The sequence below is a fragment of the Kiritimatiellia bacterium genome (genome assembly GCA_025054615.1).
In the GTDB taxonomy this organism is placed as follows: Bacteria; Verrucomicrobiota; Kiritimatiellia; order CAIVKH01; family CAIVKH01; genus JANWZO01.
In genome coordinates this window covers 113772-140706 of record JANWZO010000003.1, presented here as the reverse complement: position 1 = coordinate 140706, position 26935 = coordinate 113772, and the positions used below count along the sequence as shown (strand labels likewise).

The 26935-nt window shown below is 62.4% G+C and carries 23 protein-coding genes; 10 read left to right on the top strand and 13 right to left on the bottom strand.

Features of this window, described 5'->3' with window-relative positions; genetic code table 11:
• Positions 1–19 precede the first annotated feature (19 nt).
• From obgE to rplU, 3 genes are all read right to left on the bottom strand, one after another.
• Positions 20–1114 carry a GTPase ObgE gene (gene obgE / locus NZ740_02460; protein MCS6770872.1) on the bottom strand — a complete coding sequence of 365 codons (1095 nt, stop codon included), beginning with the start codon at positions 1112–1114 and terminating at the stop codon, positions 20–22.
• 85 nt (positions 1115–1199) lie between these two features.
• Positions 1200–1454, bottom strand: coding sequence for a 50S ribosomal protein L27 (rpmA, locus tag NZ740_02455; GenBank protein ID MCS6770871.1), 255 nt, complete (start codon positions 1452–1454; stop codon positions 1200–1202).
• Positions 1455–1467: 13 nt separating this feature from the next.
• Positions 1468–1785, bottom strand: a complete 318-nt coding sequence (rplU, locus tag NZ740_02450) for a 50S ribosomal protein L21 (GenBank protein MCS6770870.1) — start codon at positions 1783–1785, stop codon at positions 1468–1470.
• Positions 1786–1875: 90 nt separating this feature from the next.
• On the opposite strand from rplU, the gene NZ740_02445 reads away from it, so the two are divergent.
• The 6 genes from NZ740_02445 (at position 1876) to NZ740_02420 (ending at position 7372) form a co-directional block, all read left to right on the top strand.
• Complete coding sequence (locus NZ740_02445) at positions 1876–2508, top strand: hypothetical protein (protein MCS6770869.1); 633 nt, start codon at positions 1876–1878, stop codon at positions 2506–2508.
• 118 nt (positions 2509–2626) lie between these two features.
• Positions 2627–5107: a DNA mismatch repair protein MutS gene (gene mutS, locus NZ740_02440; GenBank protein MCS6770868.1), complete on the top strand. Its 2481-nt coding sequence runs from the start codon at positions 2627–2629 to the stop codon at positions 5105–5107.
• A complete protein-coding gene (locus tag NZ740_02435) occupies positions 5104–6039 on the top strand; it encodes a cation diffusion facilitator family transporter (GenBank protein ID MCS6770867.1) in 936 nt (311 codons plus the stop codon). The genes mutS and NZ740_02435 overlap by 4 nt, the downstream gene beginning before the upstream one ends.
• Positions 6040–6075: 36 nt before the next feature.
• On the top strand, positions 6076–6351 hold the full coding sequence (locus NZ740_02430; protein ID MCS6770866.1) for a hypothetical protein: 276 nt from the start codon (positions 6076–6078) through the stop codon (positions 6349–6351).
• Positions 6348–6941, top strand: coding sequence for a NifU family protein (locus NZ740_02425; protein MCS6770865.1), 594 nt, complete (start codon positions 6348–6350; stop codon positions 6939–6941). The genes NZ740_02430 and NZ740_02425 overlap by 4 nt, the downstream gene beginning before the upstream one ends.
• A gap of 41 nt (positions 6942–6982) precedes the next feature.
• Entirely contained in the window at positions 6983–7372 is a 390-nt protein-coding gene (locus tag NZ740_02420) for a hypothetical protein (protein MCS6770864.1), read from the top strand.
• Here NZ740_02420 and NZ740_02415 read toward each other — a convergent pair.
• From NZ740_02415 to NZ740_02385, 7 genes are all read right to left on the bottom strand, one after another.
• Positions 7363–7749 (bottom strand): hypothetical protein, encoded by a 387-nt coding sequence (locus tag NZ740_02415; GenBank protein ID MCS6770863.1) that lies wholly within the window; start codon positions 7747–7749, stop codon positions 7363–7365. The two genes, NZ740_02420 and NZ740_02415, sit on opposite strands and share 10 nt — an antisense overlap.
• A gap of 14 nt (positions 7750–7763) precedes the next feature.
• Entirely contained in the window at positions 7764–9137 is a 1374-nt protein-coding gene (gene rseP, locus NZ740_02410) for an RIP metalloprotease RseP (protein ID MCS6770862.1), read from the bottom strand.
• 18 nt (positions 9138–9155) lie between these two features.
• Positions 9156–9995, bottom strand: coding sequence for a phosphatidate cytidylyltransferase (locus NZ740_02405; protein ID MCS6770861.1), 840 nt, complete (start codon positions 9993–9995; stop codon positions 9156–9158).
• Positions 9996–10007: 12 nt separating this feature from the next.
• Positions 10008–10724, bottom strand: a complete 717-nt coding sequence (locus tag NZ740_02400) for an isoprenyl transferase (GenBank protein MCS6770860.1) — start codon at positions 10722–10724, stop codon at positions 10008–10010.
• Complete coding sequence (locus NZ740_02395) at positions 10721–12019, bottom strand: adenylosuccinate synthase (protein ID MCS6770859.1); 1299 nt, start codon at positions 12017–12019, stop codon at positions 10721–10723. Before NZ740_02395 ends, NZ740_02400 begins: the two co-directional genes overlap by 4 nt.
• A 208-nt stretch (positions 12020–12227) precedes the next feature.
• Positions 12228–13364 (bottom strand): iron-containing alcohol dehydrogenase, encoded by a 1137-nt coding sequence (locus tag NZ740_02390; GenBank protein ID MCS6770858.1) that lies wholly within the window; start codon positions 13362–13364, stop codon positions 12228–12230.
• The gene (locus NZ740_02385) at positions 13361–13654 is read right to left on the bottom strand and encodes an antibiotic biosynthesis monooxygenase (GenBank protein ID MCS6770857.1); all 294 of its coding nucleotides are present in this window, start codon (positions 13652–13654) and stop codon (positions 13361–13363) included. The genes NZ740_02390 and NZ740_02385 overlap by 4 nt, the downstream gene beginning before the upstream one ends.
• Before the next feature lie 80 nt (positions 13655–13734).
• Here NZ740_02385 and NZ740_02380 point away from each other — a divergent pair, with 80 nt between their 5' ends.
• The 4 genes from NZ740_02380 to NZ740_02365 are packed head-to-tail and all read left to right on the top strand — an operon-like array spanning position 13735 to position 17918.
• Positions 13735–15216, top strand: coding sequence for a cryptochrome/photolyase family protein (locus NZ740_02380; GenBank protein ID MCS6770856.1), 1482 nt, complete (start codon positions 13735–13737; stop codon positions 15214–15216).
• A gap of 9 nt (positions 15217–15225) precedes the next feature.
• Positions 15226–16299, top strand: a complete 1074-nt coding sequence (locus NZ740_02375; GenBank protein ID MCS6770855.1) for an ADP-ribosylglycohydrolase family protein — start codon at positions 15226–15228, stop codon at positions 16297–16299.
• A 45-nt stretch (positions 16300–16344) separates the two neighbouring features.
• A complete protein-coding gene (locus NZ740_02370; protein MCS6770854.1) occupies positions 16345–17244 on the top strand; it encodes an Hsp33 family molecular chaperone HslO in 900 nt (299 codons plus the stop codon).
• Positions 17241–17918 carry a DUF3431 domain-containing protein gene (locus NZ740_02365; protein MCS6770853.1) on the top strand — a complete coding sequence of 226 codons (678 nt, stop codon included), beginning with the start codon at positions 17241–17243 and terminating at the stop codon, positions 17916–17918. The genes NZ740_02370 and NZ740_02365 overlap by 4 nt, the downstream gene beginning before the upstream one ends.
• Before the next feature lie 282 nt (positions 17919–18200).
• Here NZ740_02365 and NZ740_02360 read toward each other — a convergent pair whose 3' ends face one another.
• From NZ740_02360 to NZ740_02350, 3 genes are all read right to left on the bottom strand, one after another.
• Positions 18201–19091, bottom strand: coding sequence for a CPBP family intramembrane metalloprotease (locus NZ740_02360; GenBank protein MCS6770852.1), 891 nt, complete (start codon positions 19089–19091; stop codon positions 18201–18203).
• A gap of 9 nt (positions 19092–19100) precedes the next feature.
• Positions 19101–20087, bottom strand: a complete 987-nt coding sequence (locus NZ740_02355; protein MCS6770851.1) for a glycosyltransferase family 2 protein — start codon at positions 20085–20087, stop codon at positions 19101–19103.
• Between the two features lie 170 nt (positions 20088–20257).
• Positions 20258–26866 carry an alpha-amylase family glycosyl hydrolase gene (locus NZ740_02350; protein ID MCS6770850.1) on the bottom strand — a complete coding sequence of 2203 codons (6609 nt, stop codon included), beginning with the start codon at positions 26864–26866 and terminating at the stop codon, positions 20258–20260.
• Positions 26867–26935 lie beyond the last annotated feature (69 nt).

Sequence of the window (26935 nt, the reverse complement as noted above, 5' to 3'; positions counted from 1 at the left end):
AAGCGCAGCGGTTTCGACGCTAGAGCGCCACGAACGTGCGCCGGCCACGCCGCCAATCGTGTAACAGCTCCCGCAGCGCGCCGAGCCCCTCGCCCGTTTGAGCGGAAATCGGAAGCGGGTCGAGATTGGTCTTCCGCCGGAACGCCTCCAGATTCCTCGCTGCCACCGGCACGTCCATCTTGTTCGCCACCACAACGTACGGGCGCTGCACAAGATCCTCAGAATAGAGACGCAGCTCCTCGCGCAGGTGCGCGAAATCGTCCGCGGGGTCCCGGCCGTCGATGCCCGCCATGTCGATGACATAAACGAGAAAACGTGACCGCTCGATGTGCCTCAAAAAATCGTGGCCGAGGCCGACGCCCGCATGCGCGCCGTCGATGAGCCCTGGGATATCGGCAATGCGGAGCGAGGTGTAGTCCTCGAACTGGAGCGTCCCGATTAGCGGGTTGAGTGTCGTGAACGGGTACGGCGCAATTTTCGGATGGGCCGCTGTCAGCGCCGCCAATAGGGTCGATTTGCCCGCATTCGGATATCCTACGAGCCCGACATCGGCCACTGTTTTGAGCTCAAGAATAATCGTCCGGGCCTCGCCAGGCGTCCCTCGTGTGAATTCGGTTGGCGCGCGGTTCGTTGGCGACTTGAAATGAACATTCCCCTTGCCGCCCCGCCCTCCCCGGGCCAACAGCAGCGTATCGCCGTCGGATACCACCTCGCCGATCGGCACGCGCTCAGCCTGGAAAACCGACTCCCGCGGATGCCGCTCCTCATCCTCCATCTCGGGGACGGGGGCGCCGGGCGGAATCGAGGGCACATGCCACGCCTGCGTTCCGCAGGGCACCGGCAGGATCAGGTCCTCGCCATCCTCGCCCGTGCGCTGAGCGCCCCTGCCCCGCCCGCCATGCTGCGCGCGCTGGATCGGCTGGTAGTAAAGGCTCACGAGCGAGTCCACATCCTTGCTCGCACGGATAAACACGCTACCGCCCCGGCCGCCGTCTCCCCCATCCGGGCCGCCGAGCGGAACATATTTCTCACGCCGGAAGGACGCGCAGCCGTCGCCGCCATTACCGGCGAACACCTGAATCACCACGCGATCTTTGAACGCGATCCCTTTCATGGACCCCCAAAAACCCTGGCGGCCTAAAAAAAGCGCGTCCGACGTGACCGCCGGACGCGCCATCTGTAACTTGTCGACCGACCCGTCAGGCCGATGCGGCCGCCCGGACGTTCACCCGCCGCCCGCCGCGGTCAAACTCGACCGTCCCATCCCGCAGCGCAAACAGAGTAAAATCGCGGCCCATCCCCACGTTCATCCCGGGAATATATTTCGTTCCCACTTGGCGGACGATAATGCTCCCGGCGGTCACAAACTCGCCGCCGAACGCCTTTAGGCCGCGCCGCTTGCTGACACTGTCGCGCCCATTGCGCGTGGATCCCTGGCCTTTTTTATGCGCCATAACCCGCCTCCCTTCAGCTCGAGATCGACTCTACCTTCAGCCGGGTCAGGCTTTGGCGATGCCCGACCTTCCGATGATATCCTTTTCGGCGTTTCTTTTTGAAATTGTAAACTTTCTCACCGCGGTGCTGGTCCACCACGGTTGCGACCACCGACGCCCCGGCGACCAAAGGCCGCCCGACCGACAGCCCCGCGCCGGTATTCAAAGCGAGAACGCGGTCGATCGTGACCTTCTCACCTGGCGCGGCCTCCAGCTTTTCGACGTCCAACACGTCGCCCGCTTTCACGCGATATTGCTTGCCGCCGGTTTCAATGACTGCATATGCATCCATGGACATACCCTGAACAAAGTGCAAACTTTTACGAGAGAGATGGACAGCGCGTCAACCCCAAAACCCCGCCTTGTGCGCATCCCGCGTGACATGCGGCGTGTTCACCCGCCGGCGCCGCGCCGCACCCGCCGCCGGGTCCGACTGCCCTGGATCCGACTCGCATTCATGGCAATTGCCGGCCTCGCGATGATCGGGTTGACAGCCGACCTCGTCTCGCTTCGCCTCCGTGCGGAGCGCGCGCTCGATCCCAAAGGATCGTCCACGCTCGTATCCGACGCCGTCGTGGAGATCGCGACGGCGACCAACCGTTACGTCGACTTCGCGGGCCGTTTTTCGCTGCCTCTGCCGCCCACGTGGGCCGCCTACCCCTATCAGAACGAGGGGGATTACGACGTGACCTTGCGCGGCCCGCACCGCATGGAGGTCTGCGTCTCAACCCGGCCCATCGGAACTGGCACGCTCGAAGAGGTGCGCGCGACGATCCTCGCCAACGAGGCCCGCGCGCGCATCCGAACCAACCTTGAAGAGACCGAATTCCTTGGCCGCCCCGCCTTTCGCCGGGTGGTCCCCCTTCGCACCTTCACCGTCGAGGCGTACGACTTCATCGCCGGCCCGTGGCACATGCACATCTCCGCCAGCGCCCCGCGCAATGCGTTCGACACCCTTCGACCCGCCCTGATGGAAATGTGCACGCGCCTCACGGTCGGCCCGGAGACGCCCTGACCCCGGTTTTTCCATCGCTTGTAAAAATTTTGTCCGCGGCTTCCATGCTCTGTAATTTACAGGCCATGGAAAAACCGCACTCGTCCTGACTCGCCGCATGTCCGACACCACCACACCCATGATGGCGCAATACCGGCGCATCCGCGCCGAACTGCCACCCGATACGATCCTCTTCTTCCGGCTCGGCGATTTCTACGAAATGTTCTTTGAGGACGCGAAGACGGCCTCCGCCATTCTCGACATCGCGCTGACACGGCGGCAGGGCGTTCCAATGTGCGGCGTGCCATACCACAGCGCCGAACTCTATGTGGCCAAACTGCTGCGCGCCGGGCTCAAAATCGCCGTGTGCGACCAGATGGAGGATCCCGCCACTGCCAAGGGCATCGTCCGCCGCGAGGTCACGCGCATCATCACGCCGGGGACGGTCCTCGAAGAACACGCGCTGGAATCGTCCCGAAACAACTACCTGGTCGCCATTGCGCCCGACGGCGGACGCTTCGGCCTCGCAGGCCTCGAACTGTCGACCGGCGAATTCTGGGTGGAGGAGGCGCCGGACGCCGACGCGCTGCGGCGCGCACTGGCCAATACCTCGCCGTCAGAGTGTATCGTTCCCGAGGCAGCACGGGAGGACCCCGCCATCCGCGCGCTTACCGCACCCGGCGGTCCAACCCTCACAGCGCAGGAAGACTGGACCTTCGCCGCGGATTTCGCCATCGACGCGCTTGTCCGGCATTTTCGTGTTCACTCGCTCGACGGATTCGGGCTGGCCGACTGTCCCCTCGGCCTCCGCGCTGCCGGCGCGGCGTTGCACTACGTGCTTTCCGCGCTGAAACGGCCCGCCGGCCACATCCGCCCCCCCCGGGCCCGACGCGCGGGCGATCACATGCTGCTCGACGAGCTGACGCTCCGAAACCTCGATATCGTCGAATCCTCCGCCGGCGGCGGCCGCGAGGCAACTCTGCTGGGGGTCCTCGACGCCACGCGGACGCCGATGGGAGCTCGCCGGTTGCGCGCGTGGCTCACGCGCCCGCTCCTCCGGATCGACGCCATCCGCGCGCGTCATGATGCCGTTGAGTCGCTCGCCCGGAATCGCGCAACACTGACTGCACTGCGCGAAACGCTTTCGGAAATCCGGGACCTCGAGCGACTGATCGCGCGGCTCGCTGCAGGAACGGGAAATGCGCGCGACGCGTGCGCCCTCGGCCGCTCGCTCGAGGTGCTGCCACGTCTGCGGGAGGTCTTGGCGCCCCTCCAAGCGCCGTTGGTAGCCGAGCTCGCCGCCTCGATCCATCCGCTGCCGGAACTGGCCGGCGAAATCGCCCGGGCCCTCGTCGACGAGCCGCCCGTCTCTCTCAAGGAGGGCGGCCTCTTCAAGCCCGGCTACAACGCCGAGCTCGATGCCCTGCGCAACGCAGCGAGTGCCGGCCGACAGTGGCTGCTCGAATACCAGCAGCGGGAAATCGAACGCACAGGCATCCAATCGCTCAAGGTCCGACACAACAACGTCTTCGGCTATTACATTGAGGTGACGCGGGCTAACCTCGACAAGGTTCCGCCTAACTACATCCGCAAACAGACGATCGCCAACGGCGAACGATTCATCACGCCGGAGCTGAAGGAATACGAGACGACCATCCTCGGCGCCCAGGAGAAATCCATCGCGCTGGAATACGAATTGTTCCAGGCACTACGGGAACGCATCGCGGCGGAAACCGATCCCATCCAGCGGACAGCCGACGCGGTCGCACAGCTCGACGTGCTGGCGGCCTTCGCCGAGCGCGCACTCGCGCGCCAATACGTGCGGCCCATCGTGACCGACAACCTGACCCTGCGACTGAAGGACAGCCGCCATCCCGTCATCGAAGCCTTGCCTGGCGCGGAACGCTTTGTGCCCAACGACGCATGGCTGGACGGCGACGCCAACCAACTGGTGATCATCACGGGCCCGAACATGGCGGGCAAGTCGACGTTCATCCGGCAGGTCGCGCTGATTGTCGTGATGGCGCAAGCGGGCTCGTTTGTCCCGTGCGCGGAGGCGGAAATCGGGATGGCCGACCGCGTCTTCACGCGCGTTGGCGCAAGCGACGATCTGGCGCGAGGGCGCAGCACCTTCCTGGTCGAGATGCAGGAGACGGCCAACATCCTGAATAATGCGACGCCGCGAAGCCTCGTCGTGCTCGACGAAATCGGCCGCGGCACGAGCACGTTCGACGGGATCAGCATCGCGTGGGCGGTGGCGGAATACTTGCACAACAACCCGCGCGTTAAGGCGCGCACGCTGTTTGCAACCCACTATCACGAGCTGACAGACCTCGCGCTCACGCTGCCCGGCGTGAAGAACTACAACGTTCTGGTCCGCGAGAGCGGCGACCGGATCGCGTTCCTTCGCCGGATCGTGCCCGGCGCGGCCGAAAAGAGCTTCGGCATCCATGTCGCGCAACTGGCAGGCCTGCCCGCCGAGGTCATCGCCCGCGCGCGCGAAATTCTCCGCAATCTCGAGGAGGGCGAATTCGAGGAGAGCGGCCAGCCGAAGCTGGCCCGGCGCTACGGTCGAAAACCTGCCCCTGCTCCGGAACAACTCAGCCTATTTGAGCCGTGAGCGCGCCAAATCCCAGCGAACCCCGTTCAACCCCGGCTCCCGAGCTGTGGGTGCTCCGCCTGTCGCTGGCGGTCGGCGTCGGCATGCTCGCGATGAAGGCGGCCGCGTATGCGATCACCGGCTCCGCAGCGATCTTTTCGGACGCGGCGGAATCCGTCGTCCACAACGTCGCTGTCGGGTTTGCCCTGTTTAGCCTATGGTACTCCGCGCGGCCGGCCGACCGGACTCATCTGTATGGCCACGACAAGATCGACTTCTTTTCCGCCGGCTTCGAGGGGGCCATGATCATTGTGGCGGCGCTCTACATTGTTTACGAGGCGGCGCGCAAGTGGATCACAGGCTTTGAGCTCGAAAACCTGTCGTCCGGCCTCTGGCTGACTGCGGCGGCCTTTGCAATCAACGGCGCGCTCGGCGGATTTCTGGTGTGGCGCGGCAAGAGGACGGGTTCACTGATTGTCGAGGCCAACGGGCGGCACGTGCTGACGGATAGCTGGACGAGCCTGGGCGTGATCGCAGGACTTGGGCTCGCCTGGCTAACCGGCTGGAAGGCGCTGGACCCGATCTGCGCGATCGCCGTGGCCCTCAACATACTCTGGTCGGGCGCGCATTTGATCCGCCGCTCGTTCAAGGGGCTGATGGACGAGGCGAGCCCCGCAGATGATCACGCGATTCGAGACGTGCTCGCGCAAGAGCTCGGCCGCTATGGCGCCCAGTATCACGACCTGAAACACCGCCGCACCGGTCGGACATTGTGGGTCGAGCTGCACCTGATGCTTCCGGACGATACGCCTTTGTGGCTAGCGCACGCGCAAGCAACGGAAATCGAGGAGGCCATTGAACGGCGGCTCGGCGATGGAACACAGGTTATCACCCATCTTGAACCGGCGCACGATCATGCGCGGGTGCACCGCGAACGCCTGAAGGCGGATTGAACCTGCGGGCCCCCCCGTGCTAGTTTTTCGATTCTGATGAGGCAGTTCGATTCGTTCACCGCTTCTGAACTGTATTGCCCTGCCTGCCGTAGGGCACAGCCGGTCTATGAGCGGCTCCTGCTCGTGCTGCCCGGCAAAGAGATTTACGACATTCGCTGCCGGCAGTGTTCGACCTCTCTGGCCCAGCGCGAGGCGCGAGCAGCTCCGCTTTCCGCCCAACTTTCGGCGCCGCGCAAGACGGAATCTTCGGTTCGTCCGCCGGCACGGCGGCGTCTTGAAATGAAGCCGCAAGCGCGTAAGGTGGGCTCGTGAGCACGCATATCAAGATCACTGGCGAACTGACCAGCGACCCGGCCGTCTGCCTCTTCCACGTGGAGAATCCGATCGTGGAGGACTGGACGGTCTCCTTCAACTCCCCGGAGGAGGCGGCCGGCTCGGAGCTCGCGGAGCGGCTTTTCGCGGTGGATGGTGTGGTGCGCGTGGTCATTTCGGGGCCGACCATCAGCGTGACCAAGAACGTGATGACGCCGTGGCCGCAGATGGCCGGCGAGATCGGCGCAGCGATTCGCGCAGCGTATGCGTCGGGCCAGCCCCTCATTGCGGAGAGTGTGATCGATCGGCTGAAAGCCCTCCCTCCGGAGGACATCGAACCGGCCGTAGCGGAGCTGTTCGAGGAACACATCAATCCGGCGCTCGCGATGCACGGCGGCTTTGTCCGGTTGGTCAAGGTCGAAGGGCGCGACGTGCACGTCGAAATGGGCGGGGGATGCCAGGGCTGCGCGGCCTCGAAGGCGACGATGAAATTCGGCGTTGAAAATGCCATCCGGCGCGTCGCGCCGCACGTCCGACATGTGATCGACGTGACGGACCATGCCGCGGGCACGAACCCCTACTACCGGTGACCGGCTTGGCGCGATTCTCATTCATCTGGATTCTGGGTCTGATGACCGCGTTCGCGACCGGCTGCGAGGGCGGGGACGACTCCGGTCCGCCGCCCTACGCGCCTCACCCCGATGACGCGAAACTCGTCCGCGGGTGGGCCAGCGTCCAGTCGGTGGAGATCCGTCCGCGGCCGGGCCGGCCGGATCGGTTTCAGCTCATCCTCCGCGGGAATATGCCGACGCCCTGCCATTCGTGGCGGGCATCGGTCAGCGGACCCGCTGATGAGGACCGCATCGACATCGAGCTTTATAGCGTGGTCGATCCCGCCATTGTGTGCATTCAAGTCATCGGCGATTTTGAGGGCGCCATCGAACTTCCGCCCGTCGCCCGGCGCACCGAGGTACGGATCAACGGGGAGCGGGTCGGCTTCTTGGGCGGCGATCACCAGTAGTCGCCGGGGTTGAGGTCCGCGCCGCGGCGCGTCCCGCGATCCCACCTCCAGACGTCGCGTCCGCCAATTTGCAGAAACAGCCGGGCGCCATCAGCTGACCAGCGCAGCCTTTCGCCGAGGTCGAGGCGAAAATCATTGGTGAAGGGCGGAGAATAGTACGCGACTAACGTTAGACCCCGTCCTGAAATGCGGACGCGGAAGTGGTCATGGACCTCTCGCGTGCGTTCCAGGAAGGCTCGTAACTCGCCGTCAGGCGAGTCGATTCGCTGGTGCAGCACGACAGGAGGTTTGCCGATCTGCCAGGCCATCCACACGAGGGCCGCGAATCCGAGGATGGCGCCCCACCGACCATGAAACAGCCCGGATGTGCGCGCCATCGGTTCAACTGACGTCAGGGAGAGGCGGGCTCCGCGGGAAGCGGATTGGTCGTCGCCGTCGGTTCGGCATCTGCCGGGGTCGGTCGCCGGAGATAGAACCGATTGATGTCGCGCCACGAAAGAAAAAGAAACAGACCGATGAGCAAAACGGCCGAGCCGTTCCAGATCCACCCCACAACGCGCGGGCTTGCCGGCCGTCGCGCGGCCATTTCCCAGAGCGCGAGCATGATATGGCCGCCATCGAGGACGGGAATGGGAAGCAGGTTCAGAATCGCAAGGTTCACATTCAACAGGCAGGTGAACCAGAGGGCCATCACGAGGCTGCTCTGAACGTAGAGCCAGAACATCGCGAGGATCGCAAAGGGGCCGCCGACCGCGCCGGCGGCGGCCTTCGCTTCGCTCGGCGTCGTCAGGCCCTTGAGCAGGCGCACGATCAACAGGGCGTGCGATTTGATCTGATCCATCGGCTTTTTCACGTCCAGCGTGTTGAACTCGATGCCGATGAGGGCGCGTCCGACGGACGGGTCATATTTCGGGGTCACCGTCAATTCGAGCTCGCGCCCCTCGCGCTCGATCACGATCGGAACCGGCCGGTCTGCCCGTTCATTAGCGAGCTGGATGAGGTGCTCCCGACTGTAGAGCTGGATTCCATCAAAGCGGACCACCCGGTCGCCGTTTCGCAAGCCCGCGGCTTCCGCGCTGGAGCCCGGGCGCGCACGAAGTACATAGCAGTAGTTCATCGGCGAAATGCCCGGAATGAAAGAAGCCCCCATAATTTCCCGCCTTGCGAGAGTGAGCTCGGCCTGCTCGCCAGAGGCATGCCGAACGGTCAGGACGGGATTTGCGGCGAGCGCGACGTCCATCATGAACTCGTCCCAGGTTTTGACTGGCTTGCCGTTCACCGCCACGATGACATCGCCGATCCGGAGGCCGGCGGCATAGGCTTCGCTGTCGGGATCGACGTATCCCAGGACCACGCGGTCCTCTGGTGGAGCGAACGACTGACCCTTCCAATACACGACATGCGCCACGGCGTAGGCGAGGATCATGTTGCACGTCACCCCCGCTAACGCGACGAGGATTTTGCGCCAGGGCGCAACGGGGGGCAGGGCTCTGCGGTTGCGCTCGCTGTCCTCGCGGCCGCCGGCCGGATCCATCTGCGGCAGCGCGACATATCCGCCGAAGGGCAGAATGCCGATCTTGTATTCGACGCCGCGAATCGTGCGCCGCCAGATCGCTGGCCCGAAGCCGATGGCGAAGGTGTCCACCGCGAGGCCGCACCAGCGCGCCACAAGGAAGTGCCCGAGCTCGTGCACAAAAATGGTCAGGCCGAACAGGGCGAGCACTACGATAAGGGTATATGCATTCAGGGCGATTGATTCGAGCATAAGTCCAATTCCAATCGGCTATGGAGGCGGCACAAAAAATAATGCGGCAATATACATCACCGGCGCGGAAAACAGCAGGCTGTCGAGCACATCCAGGATGCCGCCCATACCCTGAATCATGGTGCCGGAATCTTTCACGCCGGAAGCGCGTTTGAATAGGGACTCGATCAGGTCGCCAAAAACGCCCGCGACCGCCAGCAGGAAACCGACTCCCCAGACCGCGGGACCCTGCAGGACCGATGCCTCGCCGGCCACCGCTGAGAACGCCCATCCGGCCACCATCCCTACGGCGACGCCGCCCACGACGCCCTCCCACGTCTTCGCCGGCGAAATGCGAGGGAATAGTTTGTGCCGCCCTATGGCGCAGCCGATGAAATAGGCGCCGATATCCGTACACTTGACAACTACGACGAGGAACAAAACCAGCATCCGTCCCACCGTGTCACCCCACAAGACGAGCAGCTTGGCGATGAAGTTGAACAGAAACGCCACATAAAGCACGCCGAGCAGCGTGCCAGCGATGGAATCCCACGGGCGGTTAGTCCGCGTATGGAAGAGCTGCCGCAATAAAATGGACGCGCAGGCCGCGAAAAGCATAACCGGCTCCACCGCGTCGGCATGGGGGCACCGGAAATAGTAGGCGGCCCATGTCGCGCCGACCAGCCCCAGGCCGCTGAGGATGCCAACCATCTTGAAGTGGGGCGTCTCCCGCGCGTCGAGCAGCGCATAGAATTCGCGGAGCGCGAGATAAACGATCGGCAGCACGACAAACGGCACACCTGACGGCGGCACGAAAAACACCGCGGCCAGCAGGGCTGCGGCCAGAATTAATCCACTAATGAGGCGCTGGCGGAGCATGGAGCGGCTAGCTTATCGGATGTCGCCAAATCGGCGATGGCGCCGGCGATAATCCTCGATGGCTTCCAGAAACTGCGGTTCGCGGAAATCCGGCCACAGGACAGGCGTCACGTAGAGCTCCGTGTAGGAGATCTGCCACAAAAGAAAGTTGCTGATGCGCATCTCGCCGCTGGTCCGAATTAAGAGATCCGGATCCGGAACGTCCGGAAGGTAAAGGTGGCGGGCGACGGTCTCCTCGGTGATCCGCCTCGGATCCAGCTCTCCAGCCTTGACTTTCTCGGCAATGGCCCGGACGGCATCCGTGATCTCCCGGCGGCCCCCGTAACTCAGGGCAAGAATCAGATGCCCTGTGGTGTAGTGCGCGGTCTCATCGATCACACGGTCCAGCTCGCGGCGCACCGCCGGGGGCAGATCCTGCTTGTGGCCGATCACCCGCAGGCGAACCTTGTGGTTGTGCAGCTCGTCGGATTGCTCCCGCAAGAATTTGCGAAGGAGACTCATGAGGCCGCTGACCTCGGGCCTCGGGCGAACCCAGTTTTCGGAGCTGAACGCATAGAGCGTCAGATATTCGATGCCAATTTTCCGGCAAGCCAGCAGGATCGCGCGGACGGATTCAGCCCCAACTTGATGCCCTCGGAGCCGGGGTAACCCGCGCGCCTTCGCCCAACGGCCGTTGCCGTCCATGATGATGGCGACGTGCCGGGGAATGGCCTGCAACCGCTCCGTCATGGCTGAATCATCGTGCCGGCCCGATCGAGACGCAAGGTATTCTCGCGGCCGGGACCGGTGGAAAGGATGCCGATCGGGACGCCGGTCAGCCGGGCAAGCGACTGCAGATAGAACCGGCACGCGGCGGGCAGCTCCTCGACGGAACGGGCCCCCCCCGTCGGGACCTTCCAGCCCGGAAACCGCTCATAGACCGGGATGCACCGTTCAAGCGCCCGGACCGAGGCCGGAACATGTTCGATCCGCTGCCCGTCCAGCTCGTAGGCCACGCACACCTTAATCTCGTCCAGCTCGTCCAGGACGTCGAGCTTGGTAACCGCCCACTCGTCAATGCCGTTGACCATCGCCGAATATCGCGCGACGACGACGTCAAACCAGCCGCACCGGCGGGGCCGCCCCGTTGTGGCACCGAATTCGCGGCCGATTTGCCGCAATCGCTCGCCTGTCCCATCCTTCAGCTCCGTCGGGAAGGGCCCTTCGCCGACGCGCGTGGAATAGGCCTTGATCACGCCGATCACGCGGTCAATCCGGTGGGGAGGGATCCCCGCGCCGGTGCAGGCGCCGCCGGCCGTCGCATTCGACGAAGTCACAAACGGATAAGTTCCATAATCAATATCGAGCAGCGTGCCCTGCGCGCCTTCGAAAAGGATCGGCTCGCCGCGGGCCATCGCGCCGTGAATCAGCGGGATGGTGTCAGCGATATAGGGCTTCAGCCGGTCAGCTGCAGCGGTCAGCGAGGCAACGGTCGCCTCCACATCCAGCAGCGGCGCGCCGAATGCCTCGAGGATCCGGTTGTTGGTTTCCACACGCTTGCGGACCATGTCCGGAAAATCCGGCTCGAGCAGGTCCCCCATGCGCAGGCCGGTACGAGCGGCCTTGTCGCCGTAGGCGGGACCAATTCCACGTTTGGTGGTGCCGATGGCCGCGCCCGTCTGCGGTGCGCGCTCGCGGTAATCATCGATCAATCGATGATACGGCATGACCACGTGAGCGCGGTTGCTCACAAACAACCGGCCGGCGGTGCGGACTCCGCGCTGCTCCACGCCATTAATCTCCTCGCATAGCGCGAGGGGATCCACAACGACGCCGTTGCCGATCACGCAACGCCTGCCCTCGTTAAGGATTCCCGACGGAATCAGGTGCAGGACATAACGCTCTTTGCCGATCTCGACAGTGTGTCCGGCATTGTTGCCGCCTTGATAGCGGACGACCCACTCTGCCTCTTCCGCGAGCACATCGATAATTTTGCCCTTACCTTCATCGCCCCATTGGGCGCCCACCAAAACCGTATTCGCCATCCTGTCCTCGGTTGGTTTGGTTGAATTCCGTAAGATGCGCTCCGCCGCGCACAACCGTCCGGCAAGCTAGAGCAAGCCGGGGGGATGGTCAATGTCCAAGCCGAAGGGGCCGGCCTTTTCCGGAACCCGGCACCCCTCACGCACCGCCCCGGATTTCATCGCCGAAAGACTTCGACTACACACCGGAAGGCGTCGGGCGACGCGGCGCTCAAAGCGCGCCGATGACGATTCGCTCCAGCTCGTCAGCTCTCAACGGGACCGGATTGCCTTTCATGCTGCTGGTTTCCAGGGCCCGAGCGGCGAGGCCGGAGGCGTCTTCGGGGCGGATGCCGTAGATGGAAAGGCGCGGAATGCCAAGCCGCCTGTTCATCTCGCGAAGCCATTCTACCGCGTCGACCGGCCGCGCGTCGGGCTTGCCGGTAAGCAGCCGGGCGACCTCCTCAAATTTTCCCTGCTTTGTAAAACATTCCTGAGGCCGTTCCATGGCATGTAAAAAATTCGCCTCGAACACGCCGGGCAGCAACGCCGCGCAAACCTCGCCGTGCGGGGCTCCAAATCCCCCGCCGATGGGAGAGGCCAGTCCGTGCACAGCGCCCAGGCCGGCGTTGGCCAGAGCCATCCCACTGTAGAGCGCGGCAAGCGCCATGTCCGCGCGGGCGTCCAAATCGTCGCCCTTCTCGATCACTCGGGGAAGGGACCGGGCGATGCGCGGGAGGCCGTCGCGGCACAACGCATCCGTGAGCGGCGTCGCACGGCTGGACAGAAAAGGCTCGATAAGCTGTGCCAGCGCGTCCATCCCGCATGCGGCGGTGATGCGCGGAGGCGCGCCGACAGCCAGCTCGGGGTCCACTAATGCGACGCGCGGCAGCATCAGGGGGCTTCGGAGGCTTACCTTCACGCCATGGCGAGGCGAGAGGAGGACCGCGTTCCGCGTCGCCTCCGATCCGGTCCCGGCCGTTGTGGGAACGGCGATGAACGGCGCGGCGGGGCGGGAAACGGCTTGTCCTTTGCCGATCACCTCGGCGTAGTCCAGCGGGTCGCCCTCGTTGGTCAGGAGCATGGCGATGGCTTTGCCGGCATCGATCGCGCTGCCGCCCCCGATGGACACGACTACATCCGCCCCCGCATCCCGCGCCGCGGCAACGCCCGCCCGCACGGTATCAAATGTCGGCTCGCCGGCGACCGGGAATACTGCTGCGGCGCGAATGAGTTCCGCATGGCGCCTCGCAGCGCCGGTGACCAGGAAAGGGCGGCCTCCGAGGCTTCCGATGATGTCCGCAAGTCCGCGCGCGGTTCCCTGTCCGAAGACGATCCGCGTGGCGGTTGCGAATTCGAACGGTCTCATGCCAGCGGAATGTATTTCACACTGCGCCGCTCCTCCGCCATGAGCGGAGCGACAGCATCTCGCCAGGCGGCGTAGTGCGGCGTCGCCTTGTGCGCGGCGGGCGCATCCGGGGTCTTGTATTCCTCGATGAGCAGGAACCGCGTCGGGTCGTCGGCCTGCTGGTAGGCGTCAAAACGCGCAACCCCGGGTTCCTTTCGGCTTGCGAGCACGTTGGCAAGCGTCGCGGCCTTGAACGCCTCGATGCCTTCCGGTTTCACGTGGACGTGGACATGTACGATGATCGGGTTCATGCCCGAATTCTAGCGCGAGGGACCGACCGTGCCGACGCCAAATGCGCGTAATGCGCGACTTGGCTCTGCGAACTGTTCATGTGTCCGAGATTGCGCTGATTTTTCCGCACCAGTTGTTCAATACCCATCCGGCGCTGAAAAGCGGTCGCCGTGTGGTTCTAGTTGAGGATTCGCTGTTTTTTGGCGACCGCTTCGCGCCGGCGCGCTTCCACAAGCAAAAGTTGCTGCTTCACCGCGCGTCCATGGCGGCCTATGCGCGGGAACTGGTACGCCGGGGCCACGAGGTTGAATGTCTGTCGTATGATCCGTCGCGAACCGCGAGGGATACGATGGCTCTGCTAGCGAAGCGCGGGGTGCGAGAGGTCCACCTCGCCGACCCGGTGGACTATCTGCTCGCCAAGCGGCTTCGAGAATCGGCGCAGAGGAACGGCGTCGCGCTTCATATCCATCCAACTCCGATGTTTCTTACGGACGTCGGGTGGGCTGCGGAAGTCATGGCGCGAAAGAGACGCTATCTGATGGCCGATTTCTATGTGGCGCAGCGTCTGCGGCTCGGCCTGCTGGTGGAGGACGGCCGACCGGTCGGAGGCCGGTGGAGCTTCGATGCGGAAAACCGCAAGCCGCTGCCGGCGACCTTGGCGCTCCCGCCGGATCCGCCACCACGTGCGAATTCGGCCATTCTTGCCGTGGCTGCAGGCATCGAGCGCGAGTTCCCTGGAAACCCGGGTTCGACGGAGGGATTCTGGTTTCCCGTCACCCGGCGAGATGCGTTGGCAGGCCTGGAGGCATTCCTCGAGAGCCGGTTGGCGCACTTCGGCGACTATGAGGATGCGATCTCTTCGCGGCGCTCCGTGCTGTTCCACTCGGTGTTGACTCCTGCGCTGAACATCGGGCTGCTGACGCCGCGGGAGGTGATCGACCGCACGTTGGAGTTTGCCGCCGGTCGCGCGATCCCTCTCAATTCGCTCGAAGGCTTCATTCGCCAAATCGTGGGTTGGCGCGAATTCATCCGCGTGCTGTACGAGATGGAGGGCACTCGCATTCGCACTTCCAATTTCTGGAACCACACGCGGCCCCTTTCTCGAGCGTGGTATGAAGGGTCCACGGGCCTCGCCCCTGTCGACGCGGTAATCCGGCGCGTCCTGAATCGGGCGTGGTGCCATCACATTGAGCGGCTCATGATCCTATCGAACGCCATGCTGTTGTGCCGGATTCGACCGGATGACGTCTACCGCTGGTTCATGGAGATGTTTATCGACGCCTATGACTGGGTCATGGTGCCGAATGTGTACGGGATGGGCCTTTTTGCCGACGGCGGCCTGTTCGCGACGAAGCCCTACATCTCTGGGTCCGCCTACATTCGGCGGATGAGTGATTTCCGTCCCGGCCCGTGGTGCGAGATCTGGGATTCGCTGTTCTGGGCCTTTATCGGCGACCACCGCGACTTTTTTGCCGGACATCCGCGGCTGGCCATGATGGCGCGCACGTGGGACCGGCTCGGCGTCGAAAAACAGCGTGAGCATCGGGATCGCGCCTCGCGATTTTTGGAAAAGCTTGTATAATGGCACCCGATGAGTGGTCTTGAAAAACCGGAAGCCGAATGGACGCGGATGCAGGATCCGGAGGTTGAGCGCGCATGCGGCGCATTGTGGGGCGCTTTTATTGGCGATGCGCTGGCCATGCCGGTCCACTGGTATTACGACCGAGCAGCCCTTCGGCGGGATTACGGAGAAATCCGAGGTTTCGTGGCCCCGCGCAATCCGCATCCGGACAGCATCCTGTGGCGCTCGTCGTATAAGCCGCCAGCGCCCGAATACGACATCTTACACGATCAGGTTCGTTTTTGGGGGAAGCGCGGCATCCATTACCACCAGTTCCTTCATCCCGGCGAGAACACGCTAAACCTGAAGCTCGCCGCGGTGCTGATGGAGTCGCTCGCGGCACGAGGGGACTATGACGCGGACGATTACTTGCGGCGCTACATCGAATTTTTGCGGACACCGGGGAAACATTCGGACACATACGTGGAGGAGTGCCATCGACGCTTTTTCGAAAATCTCGCCAAGGGCTTGCCCCCGCGCGAATGCGGCTCCGAGGACATCCACATCGGCGGATTGAGTTCGGTCCCGGTCCTCGCTGTGTTCTACCGACATGACGAGGCTCGCGCGCGCGCCGCGGTCCGGGAACATGTCGCGCTCACTCACCGTTCCTCTGGTGTGCTCGAGGCGGCGGACCAGCTCGCGCGGCTTCTGATCTCCGCGCTGCATGGCGTGCCCGCCGGCCCGCTCTACGAGGGGGCCTGGTTAGAGGTCGCGCGCGCCCGCGCTGAGGATGGCCGCTGGCTCCTGACCCGGCCGGATGACGAGGTGGTGGGCGATCTTTTCAGCCCCGCATGTTACATCGGCGACGCGTGGCCGTCCGTCCTGTATCTGGCGGCCAAGTATGTGGAGGACCCGGAGGAGGGCCTCGTATCGAACACCATGTTGGGCGGCGATAACTGCCACCGGGGCGCCGCGCTCGGCGCGCTCCTGGGCGCCGCGAACGGCGAATTCGGCCTGCCGGAACTGTGGCGTGAAGGCCTCAAGGAGGCCGGCCGCCTTGCCCGCCTGATATCCGTCATCGCCGGCACCCCCAAAAGCGGCTAGCCCTAGGGCAGCCGCACACGACCGCCGACGAAGCGGGCGACATTCATGCCAGACCTGTTGGTGAAGGGGCAAATTTTGGGCTGCAGCACGGCCGTCGCCTACGCGGTCACCACGGAGACCGTTGCGGAGGCCGTGCTTCGCCATGATTGCGACCCGGTTGCCGCGCACGCCCTCGGCCGCGCGATGACCGCCTCGATCCTCACAGCCGCCGCTCTCGGCGACCGGGAGCGTCTAAATGTGCGCTGGGCCTACGAGGGGGCACTCCGCAACATCGTTGTCGACACGGGCCCCGACGGCGCAACGCGCGCGTTCATTGCGCCCAACCATTTGGCCGACGTCGCCGATGAAGGCGAACTCTACGGCGCTGAAGGCAGCCTTCACGTGATGCGGTCCCGCGAAGGACTCATCTTATCCCAAAGCACGATCCGGACGGAGTTGCTCGAAGTCGTCGAGGATCTGAATCACTTCCTATGCGTCAGCGACCAGGTGGAATCCGCGATGGTCGCAACCATCGCGCTGGCCCCCGATCCAAAGTCCCCGATCCGAATCAGCCGCGGCCTGCTGCTTCAGGCGCTCCCCGACTGCGACTTGATCCGCTTTCAGGCCCTGCGCGACCGCATCCGCTCCCCCCGCGCGCTGGGATGGATGGGCCGCCCCGATGAATCCGACAATCTGGTTGAAAACCTCCTGCACTCCATTACAGATGAGGTGTGCGACCGCGCCCTGATCCGGCTCGAGCCCGCGGCTACCCCGGTTTTCCGTTGCAATTGTGATGCAGAAAAAATGGGCGCCGTGCTTCGCGCACTGCCGTATGAAGACCGGATGGACATCCTTCGGAAAAGAGAGCCTCTCACGGTCACCTGTCGATTTTGCGGCCGGCGGTACACGCTTTCCATCGAGGACTGCATCCGCGCGTGGAATTATGCCGGTCCACCGCCGCCATGACCCTCGAGCTCGTCGTTGCCCGACACCGCGAGGATCTGTCGTGGCTCCGCCGTGTGCCCCGTGACATTCGCATTTTCGTATACGACAAATCGGGTGCAGCAGCTCCTGGCGCAATCGCGCTGCCCAACATCGGACGCGAAGCGCACACGTACCTCTTTCACATCGCAACTCGGTATGATGCCCTAGCGGATGTCACGGTGTTCGTGCAGGGAAGGCCCTTCGACCATGCCCCGGACCTTCACAAACGTCTACGCGCCCTCTCTTCGGGCCAGGAAAGCGTGGCGGATTTCCGATGGCTCGGTTTTCTGGTGGACGAGGATGACGAGACCGGCTCACGATTGTTTCAGACGTGGAGCAAAAATACGGAACGGCGCCCGCTGAATATGGCCGAATTTTGGCGGCTCGTCTTCGGCTCCGAACCCATGCCTGACCGATTCGTATTTTTTGGCGGGGCCCAATTTGCAGTGACGCGCGAGATCGCCCACCGTCGCCCGCGCAAGTTTTACGAAGCGGCGCTGCAGATCGCCGGATCTTTTCCGGACGCGGCGCATTGCTTCGAACGCGTGTGGGACCGCATGTTCGGCGTGGATGGAATCCCGGAGTCCATCCGGGGACGGCCCCTGCCCTATTATCTGAAACCGATCCGCCGTCTGGGGGGCGCACCCGCTCATTGAATCGCCGGCCGCGGATGTGTGGCAGGATTCCGCCCAGCAGCAATCGATCTATTTCGACATATTGTCGATCGACTGCTTGAGTGGCGGTAAGAAAACCGGACTCCAACGGTTCCGAGATGTGGACCTTTGCGAGCCGCGATGGATGATCGCGCATCGAATAACGCGTATCGCGAGGACGAGGGGCTGCGTGACATCGATGAGCCGGCGACCGAAAAGCCGCGGCCGAGCACATCCAACACCGGTAACTTGCCGCCTAGGTCCAAACTTGCCCAATCGACCCGATCAGGGGAGCGCTAACAACAAGGCAGTCGTCAGGGTGTTGAAGAGGGCATGCATCGTCACTGCTGTTACGATCGATCCGCTTAAGGCGTAGGCCGCAGAGAGGGCGACTGACAGTGCAAACAAGGTGGCAAAGGAAGGTAGATGGCCATGAATGGCGGCAAAGAGGAAGGCCGAAATCAGCGTAGCCGCCCACGCGCCATACCGACGCGCCAGAACCGGCAAAAGGATGCCGCGAAACAGCAACTCTTCGAAGAGAGGCGCCAGGCCCACCGCCAGCGCGACGAAGTAAAGCCGCATCCAGGGATTTTGCTCTTCCGCCATGAGGACTGCGACATCCTGAAGTGAGGGCCGATAGCCGAGCAGGTTCAGCGCGAGCTGAAAAATAAAGGTCAGGGCAAGCAGGATTGGCAGGGCAGATAGAAGGGCGACCACCCCTTGGCCAACCGCCGGCAGGACATCCGGTGCCGAGATCCCAAACGCCGTTTTCCACGACAGTCGGCGATGGGACATTATTGCGGCAAGGGCCAGGAGCCCCAGAATATGGAACGCCAAACTCTGCAACACAACCAGACGCGAATCGCTTTGAATCGCGAGTGGCGCCGTCCATTCCAGCCACGCGTCGCTTATCAGGGCGGACGAGGCGAAACCCAAGCCCAACACGGCCAGCATGCATCCGGCATCCTCGATCCTCCAAGGCCGCGAGATCAGGTCGGCGACTGCGGCGCGTATCGGCGGGGGCCTCTGCCGCCAGTACAGCCAAAGCGCGATTTGGGCGAAGATCCCGATCAGCACGAGTACGCCATAGACCGCGCCGATCACGCCCGCGCGCTGCAACAGCTCGTACTCAAGTGGTGTAAGGCCGGCGGCGCTAGACTGATCGAGGGGCGGCATGGATCGGCCTCACGCGGCTGGCCGCGATTCGACCGTTTCGCGAATGACGTAGATCGGCTTGTTTTGCGCCTCGTGGTAGGTGCGAATCTGCATCTCGGCCAGGAGTCCCATGCTGATGAACTGCATGCCAAACGCGAGCATCATGAGCGGAGTGACGATCCAGAACGGCCGTTTCAACAGGTGGGGATCGGCAAGCACAAAGATCCGATCAATCGCGACGGCGGCGATCATGACGGCGGCAATCCCGCCGCACAGCAGGCCAAAGCGCCCGAAGACGTGAATCGGGCGTGTGCTGTATTGCAGCAGGAACTTAACCGTCAGTAGGTCGAGGACCACCCGAAACGTGCGCGAGAGGCCGTACTTTGATTTTCCGAAACGGCGCGGGTGGTGACTCACAACGACTTCGTCAATGCGGCCGCCGACCCAACTGGCGAGGGCAGGGATGAAGCGATGCATTTCCCCATACAGATGGACATTTTTGATCACCTCGCTTCGATAGGCCTTTAGCGTGCAGCCATAATCGTGAAGCGCGACACCGGTGATCCGGCTGATCAACGCGTTGGCAATCATCGAGGGCAGCCGGCGATTGAGGAATGCATCCTTGCGGTCTTTTCGCCACCCGCTGACCACGTCGTACCCAGCGTCAATCCGTTCGAGCAGCTTGGGGATGTCGGTGGGGTCGTTCTGCAGATCCGCATCCAGGGTCACGATGACCTCGCCACGCGCGGCGTGGAAGCCCGCGCTCATCGCCGCAGTCTGCCCAAAATTCCTGCGGAATCGGATGGCGCGGAAGTTCGGATATTTCTGCAGATTTTCTATCAGCAGCTGCCAGGTGCGATCCGTGCTGCCATCGTCCACCAGGATGATCTCGTAGGTCCGATCGAGCGTCGACAGCGAAGCGTGCAACTTTTCGCAGAGCAGGTGAATGTTCTCCTCCTCGTTGTATACGGGAATGACTACGGAGACCGCCGGAGGCGCTGACGCTGTCGACTGCATGACAGAGATAATGCGTTCTGGCGCACAGCGACGCAACACTGCGGTTCCGCCGGACTTTGGCCAACTGTCCACGGCGGCTTGGTGCCGTGAAACGCCCCGACCCTTCGGCCCGCTGACCACCGATGGCGCGAGGCCAAAGGTGGTCAGCGTTCCTTCTTCGGAAAGGGTCCCTAGGGCTTGAGTTCGATTCGGTAGAAGACGTTGGTCCCTGGCGGCGAAACGGCGCTCACCGTCGGATTCGAAGTCAGAGCCGTGCCGAAATAGATTTGCTGCCAATGACCGGTGATCGATGGGGCCCGGTGCACTCGGTAATTGTTGCCGGCCACCGCATCCCATGTGATGTGGTCGAGGGACCCGCCGCGCTGGATTTCAGAGATTTCCAAAACGGAGTTCGGGTTCAGCGGGACAGTGCCCGCGAGATATTCCTCGTAGTTGGTGTGGCCGTCATTGTCCGAGTCGTCGTTCGGATTGAGATTCCCGTAGAGCGCCTCCCACCAGTTGGGCAGTCCGTCGCCGTCCACGTCCGGATCGCTGTGATCTGCGATTCCGTCGCCATCCGTATCAGCATAGGTGGCGCCGGTGTCGATCAGCTTGAGATACTGCACCTGCTGGCCCAGGAACGGATTCCCGTTGAGAATCACCGTGAAACCATTGTTCAGAATATTGGATCCCGCGAATCCAGGTGAGGGCCACAGGTAATTCGTCGAGGGCGACGCAAGGTCAATGACGTTGTACACCCTGTGGGGCTGGATCCCGAACCAGTTCACGCCCGGTGAAACATTCACATTGACGTTGTAGGTGTCGAACCGATTTGTCGACCCTTGATAGTTGTTATTGACCGCCACGATCACCACGTCTTGAGAGGCCGCCGGCACGCCCGCCTTTTCGTATTTCACGACGGCGAAGATATTCGGATTCCATCCATTGGTTCCGGACAGCATGTAGTTGTTCTGGCTGCGCAGAGCAGGCGATTTCAGACGGGCGCTGTTCAGCCGCTTATAGGTCTCGAACATGTTGGTTTTCCAGCCGGCGTTGTTCCACACATTTGTCAGGTGGTTATAGCGCTTGAAGTGCGGAATGCCCTTGCCGAAGTTCACCTCATATCGGGCGTAATTGTTCAGCGGATTGATGCCGCGGTTGGTGTAGATGTGCGCGGCGTTCTGCAAGCCCATTTCCTGGCCGGCGAATAGCATCGGCACGCCGTCCCAAGCAGTCAGGATCGCATAGGCGTAGATGAGCCGCCACTGGTCATCGTGGGGCAGCAGCTCATCGTGTCCGGTCAGATTGAGCAGGATCGGCACAACGTCATACGCGTTGCGGCGGTTGTCGAACGCCTGCCAGGTTGGGAAGGTGAACGGCTGCTGGCCGCTGTAGGGCGTTCCGCCCCACGGTTTGTAGTCGAAGTATTGGTCGCGCCAGTAGAACACCATGTTTTCGTTCATGATGTCGAAGTGGCGCGCCGAGCGGAAACTCAGGCCGTTCCGTTTGTTGCCGTTGACTTCGCGGAAACCGTCGAGGGACTCCGCCATGAAGAGGAAATCCCACTTCACGCTTCGTGTTTTGTTGATGGTGTACTCCCAGAAGACGCTCGGCAGGCCCTGTGCGAAGTCGCAGCGAAGGCCGTCGATGCCCTTGTAGGACTGGTTCTTTGGCGTGCCGATCGGATGCCCGGATTTTTCTAGCCAGTAGATGGGGTAGTGCGCGAAGTAGAGCCACAATTCGCGAGTGGCATTCGTCGTGAATCCGTAGAAATCATCCTCCTGGAAGAGGTACCGGTCGCGCCAGTCGTCGGTCTGCTTCTGCACGAGCGCGTCGTAGGCGCCGAAGAAGAAGTCGGCTACATCGGTCCACTTGCCGAAATCCGTGCGGTCCGGCGCGACGGCGATGTCGGTGTTGTTCGCAGACTGGAAGTAGGTCGCGTGCGTGCCGTAATCGCCTGCCTTCGAATACCACTGGGGCCGCGCGACGCGAATCAGGTCGGTTGCATTCGTCGCCCAACTAGGGAACATTTCGACGGCCACTTCGCCGATTTCGCAGTCCCAGGCCGAGTGGTTGAAGGTCCCGTCGAGCATCACCCCAATCCCGTTCTGGTCCATCGCCTGCACGAATTCCTGGAACTCGAGCATGGCCTGGCTGCCGTCGGGCACGTAGGGATCGCCGAGAACGGGGTTGACCTTCCAGTAGTTGCGCACAGCGTAGGGGCTGCCCGGGTCATAGTCGAGGCCCGTGCTCGGGTCGATCTCGCGGTTGTCGAAGCCGATCGGGTGAATCGGCTGCAACCACAGCATGTTGACGCCCAAACTCTTGAAGAAGTTCGTGCTCAGGCGGTCGAGCCCGTCGCCGACATCCTGCTGGTAGATATCGCGGAAGGTGCTGCGCCCGGCGAATTGATCGCTCGTGGCTTCCGCGGTCATCGGGTTTAGCTCATACATCGTGAGGTTCAGCGCTTTCTTGGGCGTCACGACAACGGCGAGGTCCCGACGCAGCGCGTTGTCGGTGTAGTAGTAGCGCTTGCCATTGATCTTGTAGCGCGCGGTAACGCGATAGGCCCCGCACTTGTTGACCGGCAACGTCACGCTATAGGGGCCGTTTCCGCTTCCGCTCATCGGATAGGCGCGATAGTACGTTGTCGCGCTGGCCGGCGTTATCGTCTCCCAATCCTCGTCGCCCGGAAGCACCGCGAAATCGCGCCGGTTCAAATTCGAGAACAGCTCGACCTCCGAGATCACATTCGTGCCCGACGGACCGTTGATCCAAAGGTGGAAGGTGATGTACTCGACGTCGCCCGCGAGCTCATCGAGGAAGAACCGCCGAATGTTGTAATTCGCGTTATTCGTGTTCCCGTTGACCACCGAGACCATGTAGGGCCTGCCGCCGTCGAACACGCCGTCCAGGTTTTCATCGCGAATGCTCTCGATGCTCACCGGCAGGAAATCCGTGATTTCGAGATCGTTGGGATTGTTGTCGAAGCGGGGCGGGCACTGGCTCAACGTGCCGCCGCCGTCGTTATCATCCATCGCGACCGCCGCGATATAGATTTTCTTTGGCACATGGCCGAAGACCTCGACCAGGTTCAGCTCGCCCTCTAGCGCCTGACCCGCCGGCCCCATCGCGCTGCGTCCGCCGGCCCCGGCATTGTTGAACGCGTGATAGCCGTTGGTGACGCGCGACTCGGCAACCAAATATGGCTTGCTCGCCTTATTGAAGAAGATGACGCCGGCCTTCGCCCAGGGAGAGGGTTCTGGACCGCTGAATTGGTCGGTCACGTACAGGAAGTGATCGCCGCTCGTCTCGCTTCCGTTCGCCGACCAGGTTGCCACGTAGAGGTTGTTGCTCTTGACCGCGGCCCAGATTCGCATGCCGTTGTCGGCGATTTCGTATTGGGCGCTGTCGAACAGCCCGTCCATCACGAAGAAGTTGGTGATGACCACGCAGGGTCCGACGTTGACATTCCAGTTTGCCCCGCCGTTGTTGTCCCAGATGGTACCCGCGGAGTTGCGGAAGACGAAATTGATCTGGGTCGCGACGCCGGGAACCGCGTATGTGAACTGCCACTGGCCGCCGCCGAGATTGTTCATCGTGTTTGTCGTGACTCCAGTGAAGCCATTGTAGCCGATGTAAATCTGGATCGGCGAACTGTTGCTCAACGGGCCCTCGTTCGGTGTATACGTGATCGTGAGCGTGCTGCCGGCGCACTGGTTCACAGTATTGGGTGTCCACGTCACCTGGGGCGGAATGAAGCCTCCTCCACCGCCCGCATTGGTCTCGACACAGGTCGATGGCTTGCTTGCGCCGTTGTAAATGTTGAAGTGCCAGGCATTCGTGTGCAGGAGATAGCCCTGCCGGACCTCGCACCCGTTCGGCACACCGTCGCCATCCGAATCGAGATTGTCATCCCAAATGCCGTTATAGAACGTTTCGGCATTCATCGGGTTGAGTCGAGTCCAGGTCTCACCGTAATTGGGGATCATGTCCTGATTGCCCTGCGATGACGTATCGCCCGGCCACGGGACATTCGGGCCCGGCGCGGTGCCGCTGAAGAAATTGGGCATTTCGACCTCATCCGGCAGGCCGTCTCCGTCAGAGTCGATCGCATTGACGCCATAGAGATTGAACACGCGCCGCACCGCGGTTCGGCTGGTAACCGATCCGCTGACGGCAACCGCCTCGAAGAACTGCGGGCCGTTCACAAAGGCTCCCCAGAGCCGCTGGGTCACGCCTCCGACAATCCAGCGCCCGTCAAAGACGTTGGTCGCGCCGTTCACGCTCCCCACCAGCGGAAGTTCCTTGCCGTCCCAGAAGAGGCGCAGCGACGACGCGCCCGGCGCGCTCACTATCGTGCGGAAAAACGGCAACTCGATGTTGGATCCCGTCCCGCGATTGATTCCGGCGAAGGTAATCGTTGGAGGCGTCCCCGCCGCCACATTGAACGTCCTCACCAGGGTGCTCGTGTTGATGATATTTCGCGGCTGGCCCCAATCCGCCTCCAGCGCGCGAACGGTGACCGTATGCGTACCGACCGACAACGGGGGCAGCACAAATCGCCATTCGCCCTTCTGAATTTCATCGCAGGGCGTCCACGCGCCGCCGTTTACGCTAAACTCCACATAGTATGCGGTTTTGTCCTCGTTGGTCACGGTGACAACCGTCGAGCCGACAATCGTACCGGCTTCCGGCGGCCAAAGGATCGACAGATCAGGCCCGCGTCGGTCGACATAAACCACCTCGCGGAATGTATTGAAAAGGGCCGGCTTGCTCGGCGGACGCCCTACAAACGCGCGGCCCTGCACTAGGTGCAGACCCTCAGCCATGTTCGTGAGGGTCGCCGTAAGGCGGAAATGCCCCGTGCCGCCTGCCCCGCCGACCGTGATCGGATTGGCCGACTGAAATTTGCCGCTGACGTTGTCAACACCCGTGGAGAAGAAATTCGTCGGGTGCATCTTCTGACCAAGCCCCCATTTGATCATCACCGAATCGACCGCGCCATCCGGCGGGTTCTGGTAGTGGACGTTGATGTCCACCGTATCGGCGGTGAGTCGCACAATCTGGCGCAATTTGTTCGTCGCGAGCCGGCCTCCGGGCACTACCCACGCCATGGTCGGCGCGTTGGTGCCGCCCTGCACGAACCTGAGCGGGTCGCCGTCAGCCTCTGGAACTCGCGGAGCATAAAACACCCACCCTTGCCCACTGTTCCCGGCGGGGATCGTCAGGTTGACGCGGCCGTTGCTGTCCACGGTCAAATTCGGCGCGGAGAAAATCGAATAATTTTTGAGGACGGTTCCGGGGTCGAATGATGTCTGCACATTGTTGCGGGTCTGCGACGAGCCGGAGTCGTTGAGGCCGACAAGGAGCAGCCCCTCGCCGGCGTTGGGGTTCCCGTTGTTGTTCATGTCCTGAAAGCGCTCGAACACGAAGAAGTCGCCTTCCGACCATCGCGTCCACTCCGAGGCGCGCGCAAACTGCTTGTTCACCCAAATCATGTTTGGCACGGCGTTGTAGTTGTAGTCGCCCAACGCGGAACCGTAGCCGAGTTTCATCCATGTCTTCGTATTGACCTCGCTGCCAGCAAGGTTGTTTCCGGTGAAGAACACGACGGGCAAGCCAATGCGCGTCAGAATGTAGGCGTACGCCAGGTCGAGCTTGTTCGGGGGATTCTCATCATGGCTGTGCGCGAACATGACGCCTTCGGCGGGTGAAAAGCCGGAGGTGATATTGTCCAGCGCCGCCAGATTCCCGCCGTTGAACGCCGGTCCGATTATTTGGGCTTTTCGAGGGAAATCGAGGTAGCGGAATTTGTTGCCGAAATTACGCCAGTAATCGATCTCCCCCTGGCTGCCGATGAAGAATTCCGAGAAAATCAAGGCGTCATCGCGTTCCTGATAGTTGAGGTAAAGCTGCTCATAGCTCGTTGCCGCGTTTGTGTAATCCGTGTAGCCGCGACGATAGTCAAAGTTGTACTGGATCTCGTGCAGGAACGTGCCAACCTGCCCGGGCAATCCGAAAAAGTTTGCCACCATGTGCTTCGGCGCATCGAGCCGCACGCCGTCGTAATCCATCGCATTGCCCAGCCAGGCGACCCAGCGGCAAAGGTACTGAATCGTGTTTTCCGCGGTCGGCGGTCCATAGGGATATTTGTCCGGTTGGCCGGGATGGCGGATGAAGGGCGCGGGCGGGAACGAGTAGTTGGGCGAACCCGTGCTAAATCGATTGTCCGCCTCGACCTGAAAGTCGATCAGGCTGACCAGCTCTTGATGAAGAGTGCCACCATAGCCATTGCCATGGTCCCAGATGAACATTCGTGGCGCGCGTTTGAATCCGCCGGGCTGGCTTGCGTCCCACCATCCGTGATAGTCGTTCGGAACGGTACCTGGATACGTGCGAAAGTCCGGCCCGTTGCCGTTGTGGTTCATCACGATGTCCGGATAGATTCGAATGTGAGATCGGCGCGCATTGTCCACCATGTTGCGCAACGATCCCCGTGTACCGTATCGAGTGGCGCGGGATCCGCGTTGGGGCACATCTCCAAGGTCGAACTTATCAAAATGGCTGTAGCCAACGTTACCTCCTCCCGCAAATTGCCCACCCGCATGCGGCGATTTTGCCGGAGGCGGCGTCCACAGGCCCTCATAGCCGATCTCGGCTATTTCAGGAATGCGCCGGTAAATCTCATCCCATTCAGTCTCGAAATATTGGAGAATCACTTCAGCGCGTGCGATGCCCCAAACTAGCGGCAGGAGCGCCGCAACGAACCCAAATACCCGCCAACGTGATCGCGCCATGGTCCTATCTCCTGATCTTATTCGATAAAGCTCAAATTCGCCCAAACAAGTAAAACGCTTTACTACATT

Coding starts and splice junctions, on each gene's coding strand:
- NZ740_02365 (MCS6770853.1), top strand. CDS start 17,241: ATGACCCTCGAGCTCGTCGTTGCCCGACACCGCGAGGATCTGTCGTGG.
- NZ740_02415 (MCS6770863.1), bottom strand. CDS start 7,749: ATGGCGCGCACATCCGGGCTGTTTCATGGTCGGTGGGGCGCCATCCTC.
- NZ740_02420 (MCS6770864.1), top strand. CDS start 6,983: ATGACCGCGTTCGCGACCGGCTGCGAGGGCGGGGACGACTCCGGTCCG.
- NZ740_02360 (MCS6770852.1), bottom strand. CDS start 19,091: ATGCCGCCCCTCGATCAGTCTAGCGCCGCCGGCCTTACACCACTTGAG.
- NZ740_02385 (MCS6770857.1), bottom strand. CDS start 13,654: ATGAACCCGATCATCGTACATGTCCACGTCCACGTGAAACCGGAAGGC.
- rplU (MCS6770870.1), bottom strand. CDS start 1,785: ATGGATGCATATGCAGTCATTGAAACCGGCGGCAAGCAATATCGCGTG.
- NZ740_02350 (MCS6770850.1), bottom strand. CDS start 26,866: ATGGCGCGATCACGTTGGCGGGTATTTGGGTTCGTTGCGGCGCTCCTG.
- NZ740_02375 (MCS6770855.1), top strand. CDS start 15,226: ATGAGTGGTCTTGAAAAACCGGAAGCCGAATGGACGCGGATGCAGGAT.
- mutS (MCS6770868.1), top strand. CDS start 2,627: ATGATGGCGCAATACCGGCGCATCCGCGCCGAACTGCCACCCGATACG.
- NZ740_02400 (MCS6770860.1), bottom strand. CDS start 10,724: ATGACGGAGCGGTTGCAGGCCATTCCCCGGCACGTCGCCATCATCATG.
- obgE (MCS6770872.1), bottom strand. CDS start 1,114: ATGAAAGGGATCGCGTTCAAAGATCGCGTGGTGATTCAGGTGTTCGCC.
- NZ740_02390 (MCS6770858.1), bottom strand. CDS start 13,364: ATGAGACCGTTCGAATTCGCAACCGCCACGCGGATCGTCTTCGGACAG.
- NZ740_02405 (MCS6770861.1), bottom strand. CDS start 9,995: ATGCTCCGCCAGCGCCTCATTAGTGGATTAATTCTGGCCGCAGCCCTG.
- NZ740_02395 (MCS6770859.1), bottom strand. CDS start 12,019: ATGGCGAATACGGTTTTGGTGGGCGCCCAATGGGGCGATGAAGGTAAG.
- rseP (MCS6770862.1), bottom strand. CDS start 9,137: ATGCTCGAATCAATCGCCCTGAATGCATATACCCTTATCGTAGTGCTC.
- rpmA (MCS6770871.1), bottom strand. CDS start 1,454: ATGGCGCATAAAAAAGGCCAGGGATCCACGCGCAATGGGCGCGACAGT.
- NZ740_02445 (MCS6770869.1), top strand. CDS start 1,876: ATGCGGCGTGTTCACCCGCCGGCGCCGCGCCGCACCCGCCGCCGGGTC.
- NZ740_02430 (MCS6770866.1), top strand. CDS start 6,076: ATGAGGCAGTTCGATTCGTTCACCGCTTCTGAACTGTATTGCCCTGCC.
- NZ740_02355 (MCS6770851.1), bottom strand. CDS start 20,087: ATGCAGTCGACAGCGTCAGCGCCTCCGGCGGTCTCCGTAGTCATTCCC.
- NZ740_02370 (MCS6770854.1), top strand. CDS start 16,345: ATGCCAGACCTGTTGGTGAAGGGGCAAATTTTGGGCTGCAGCACGGCC.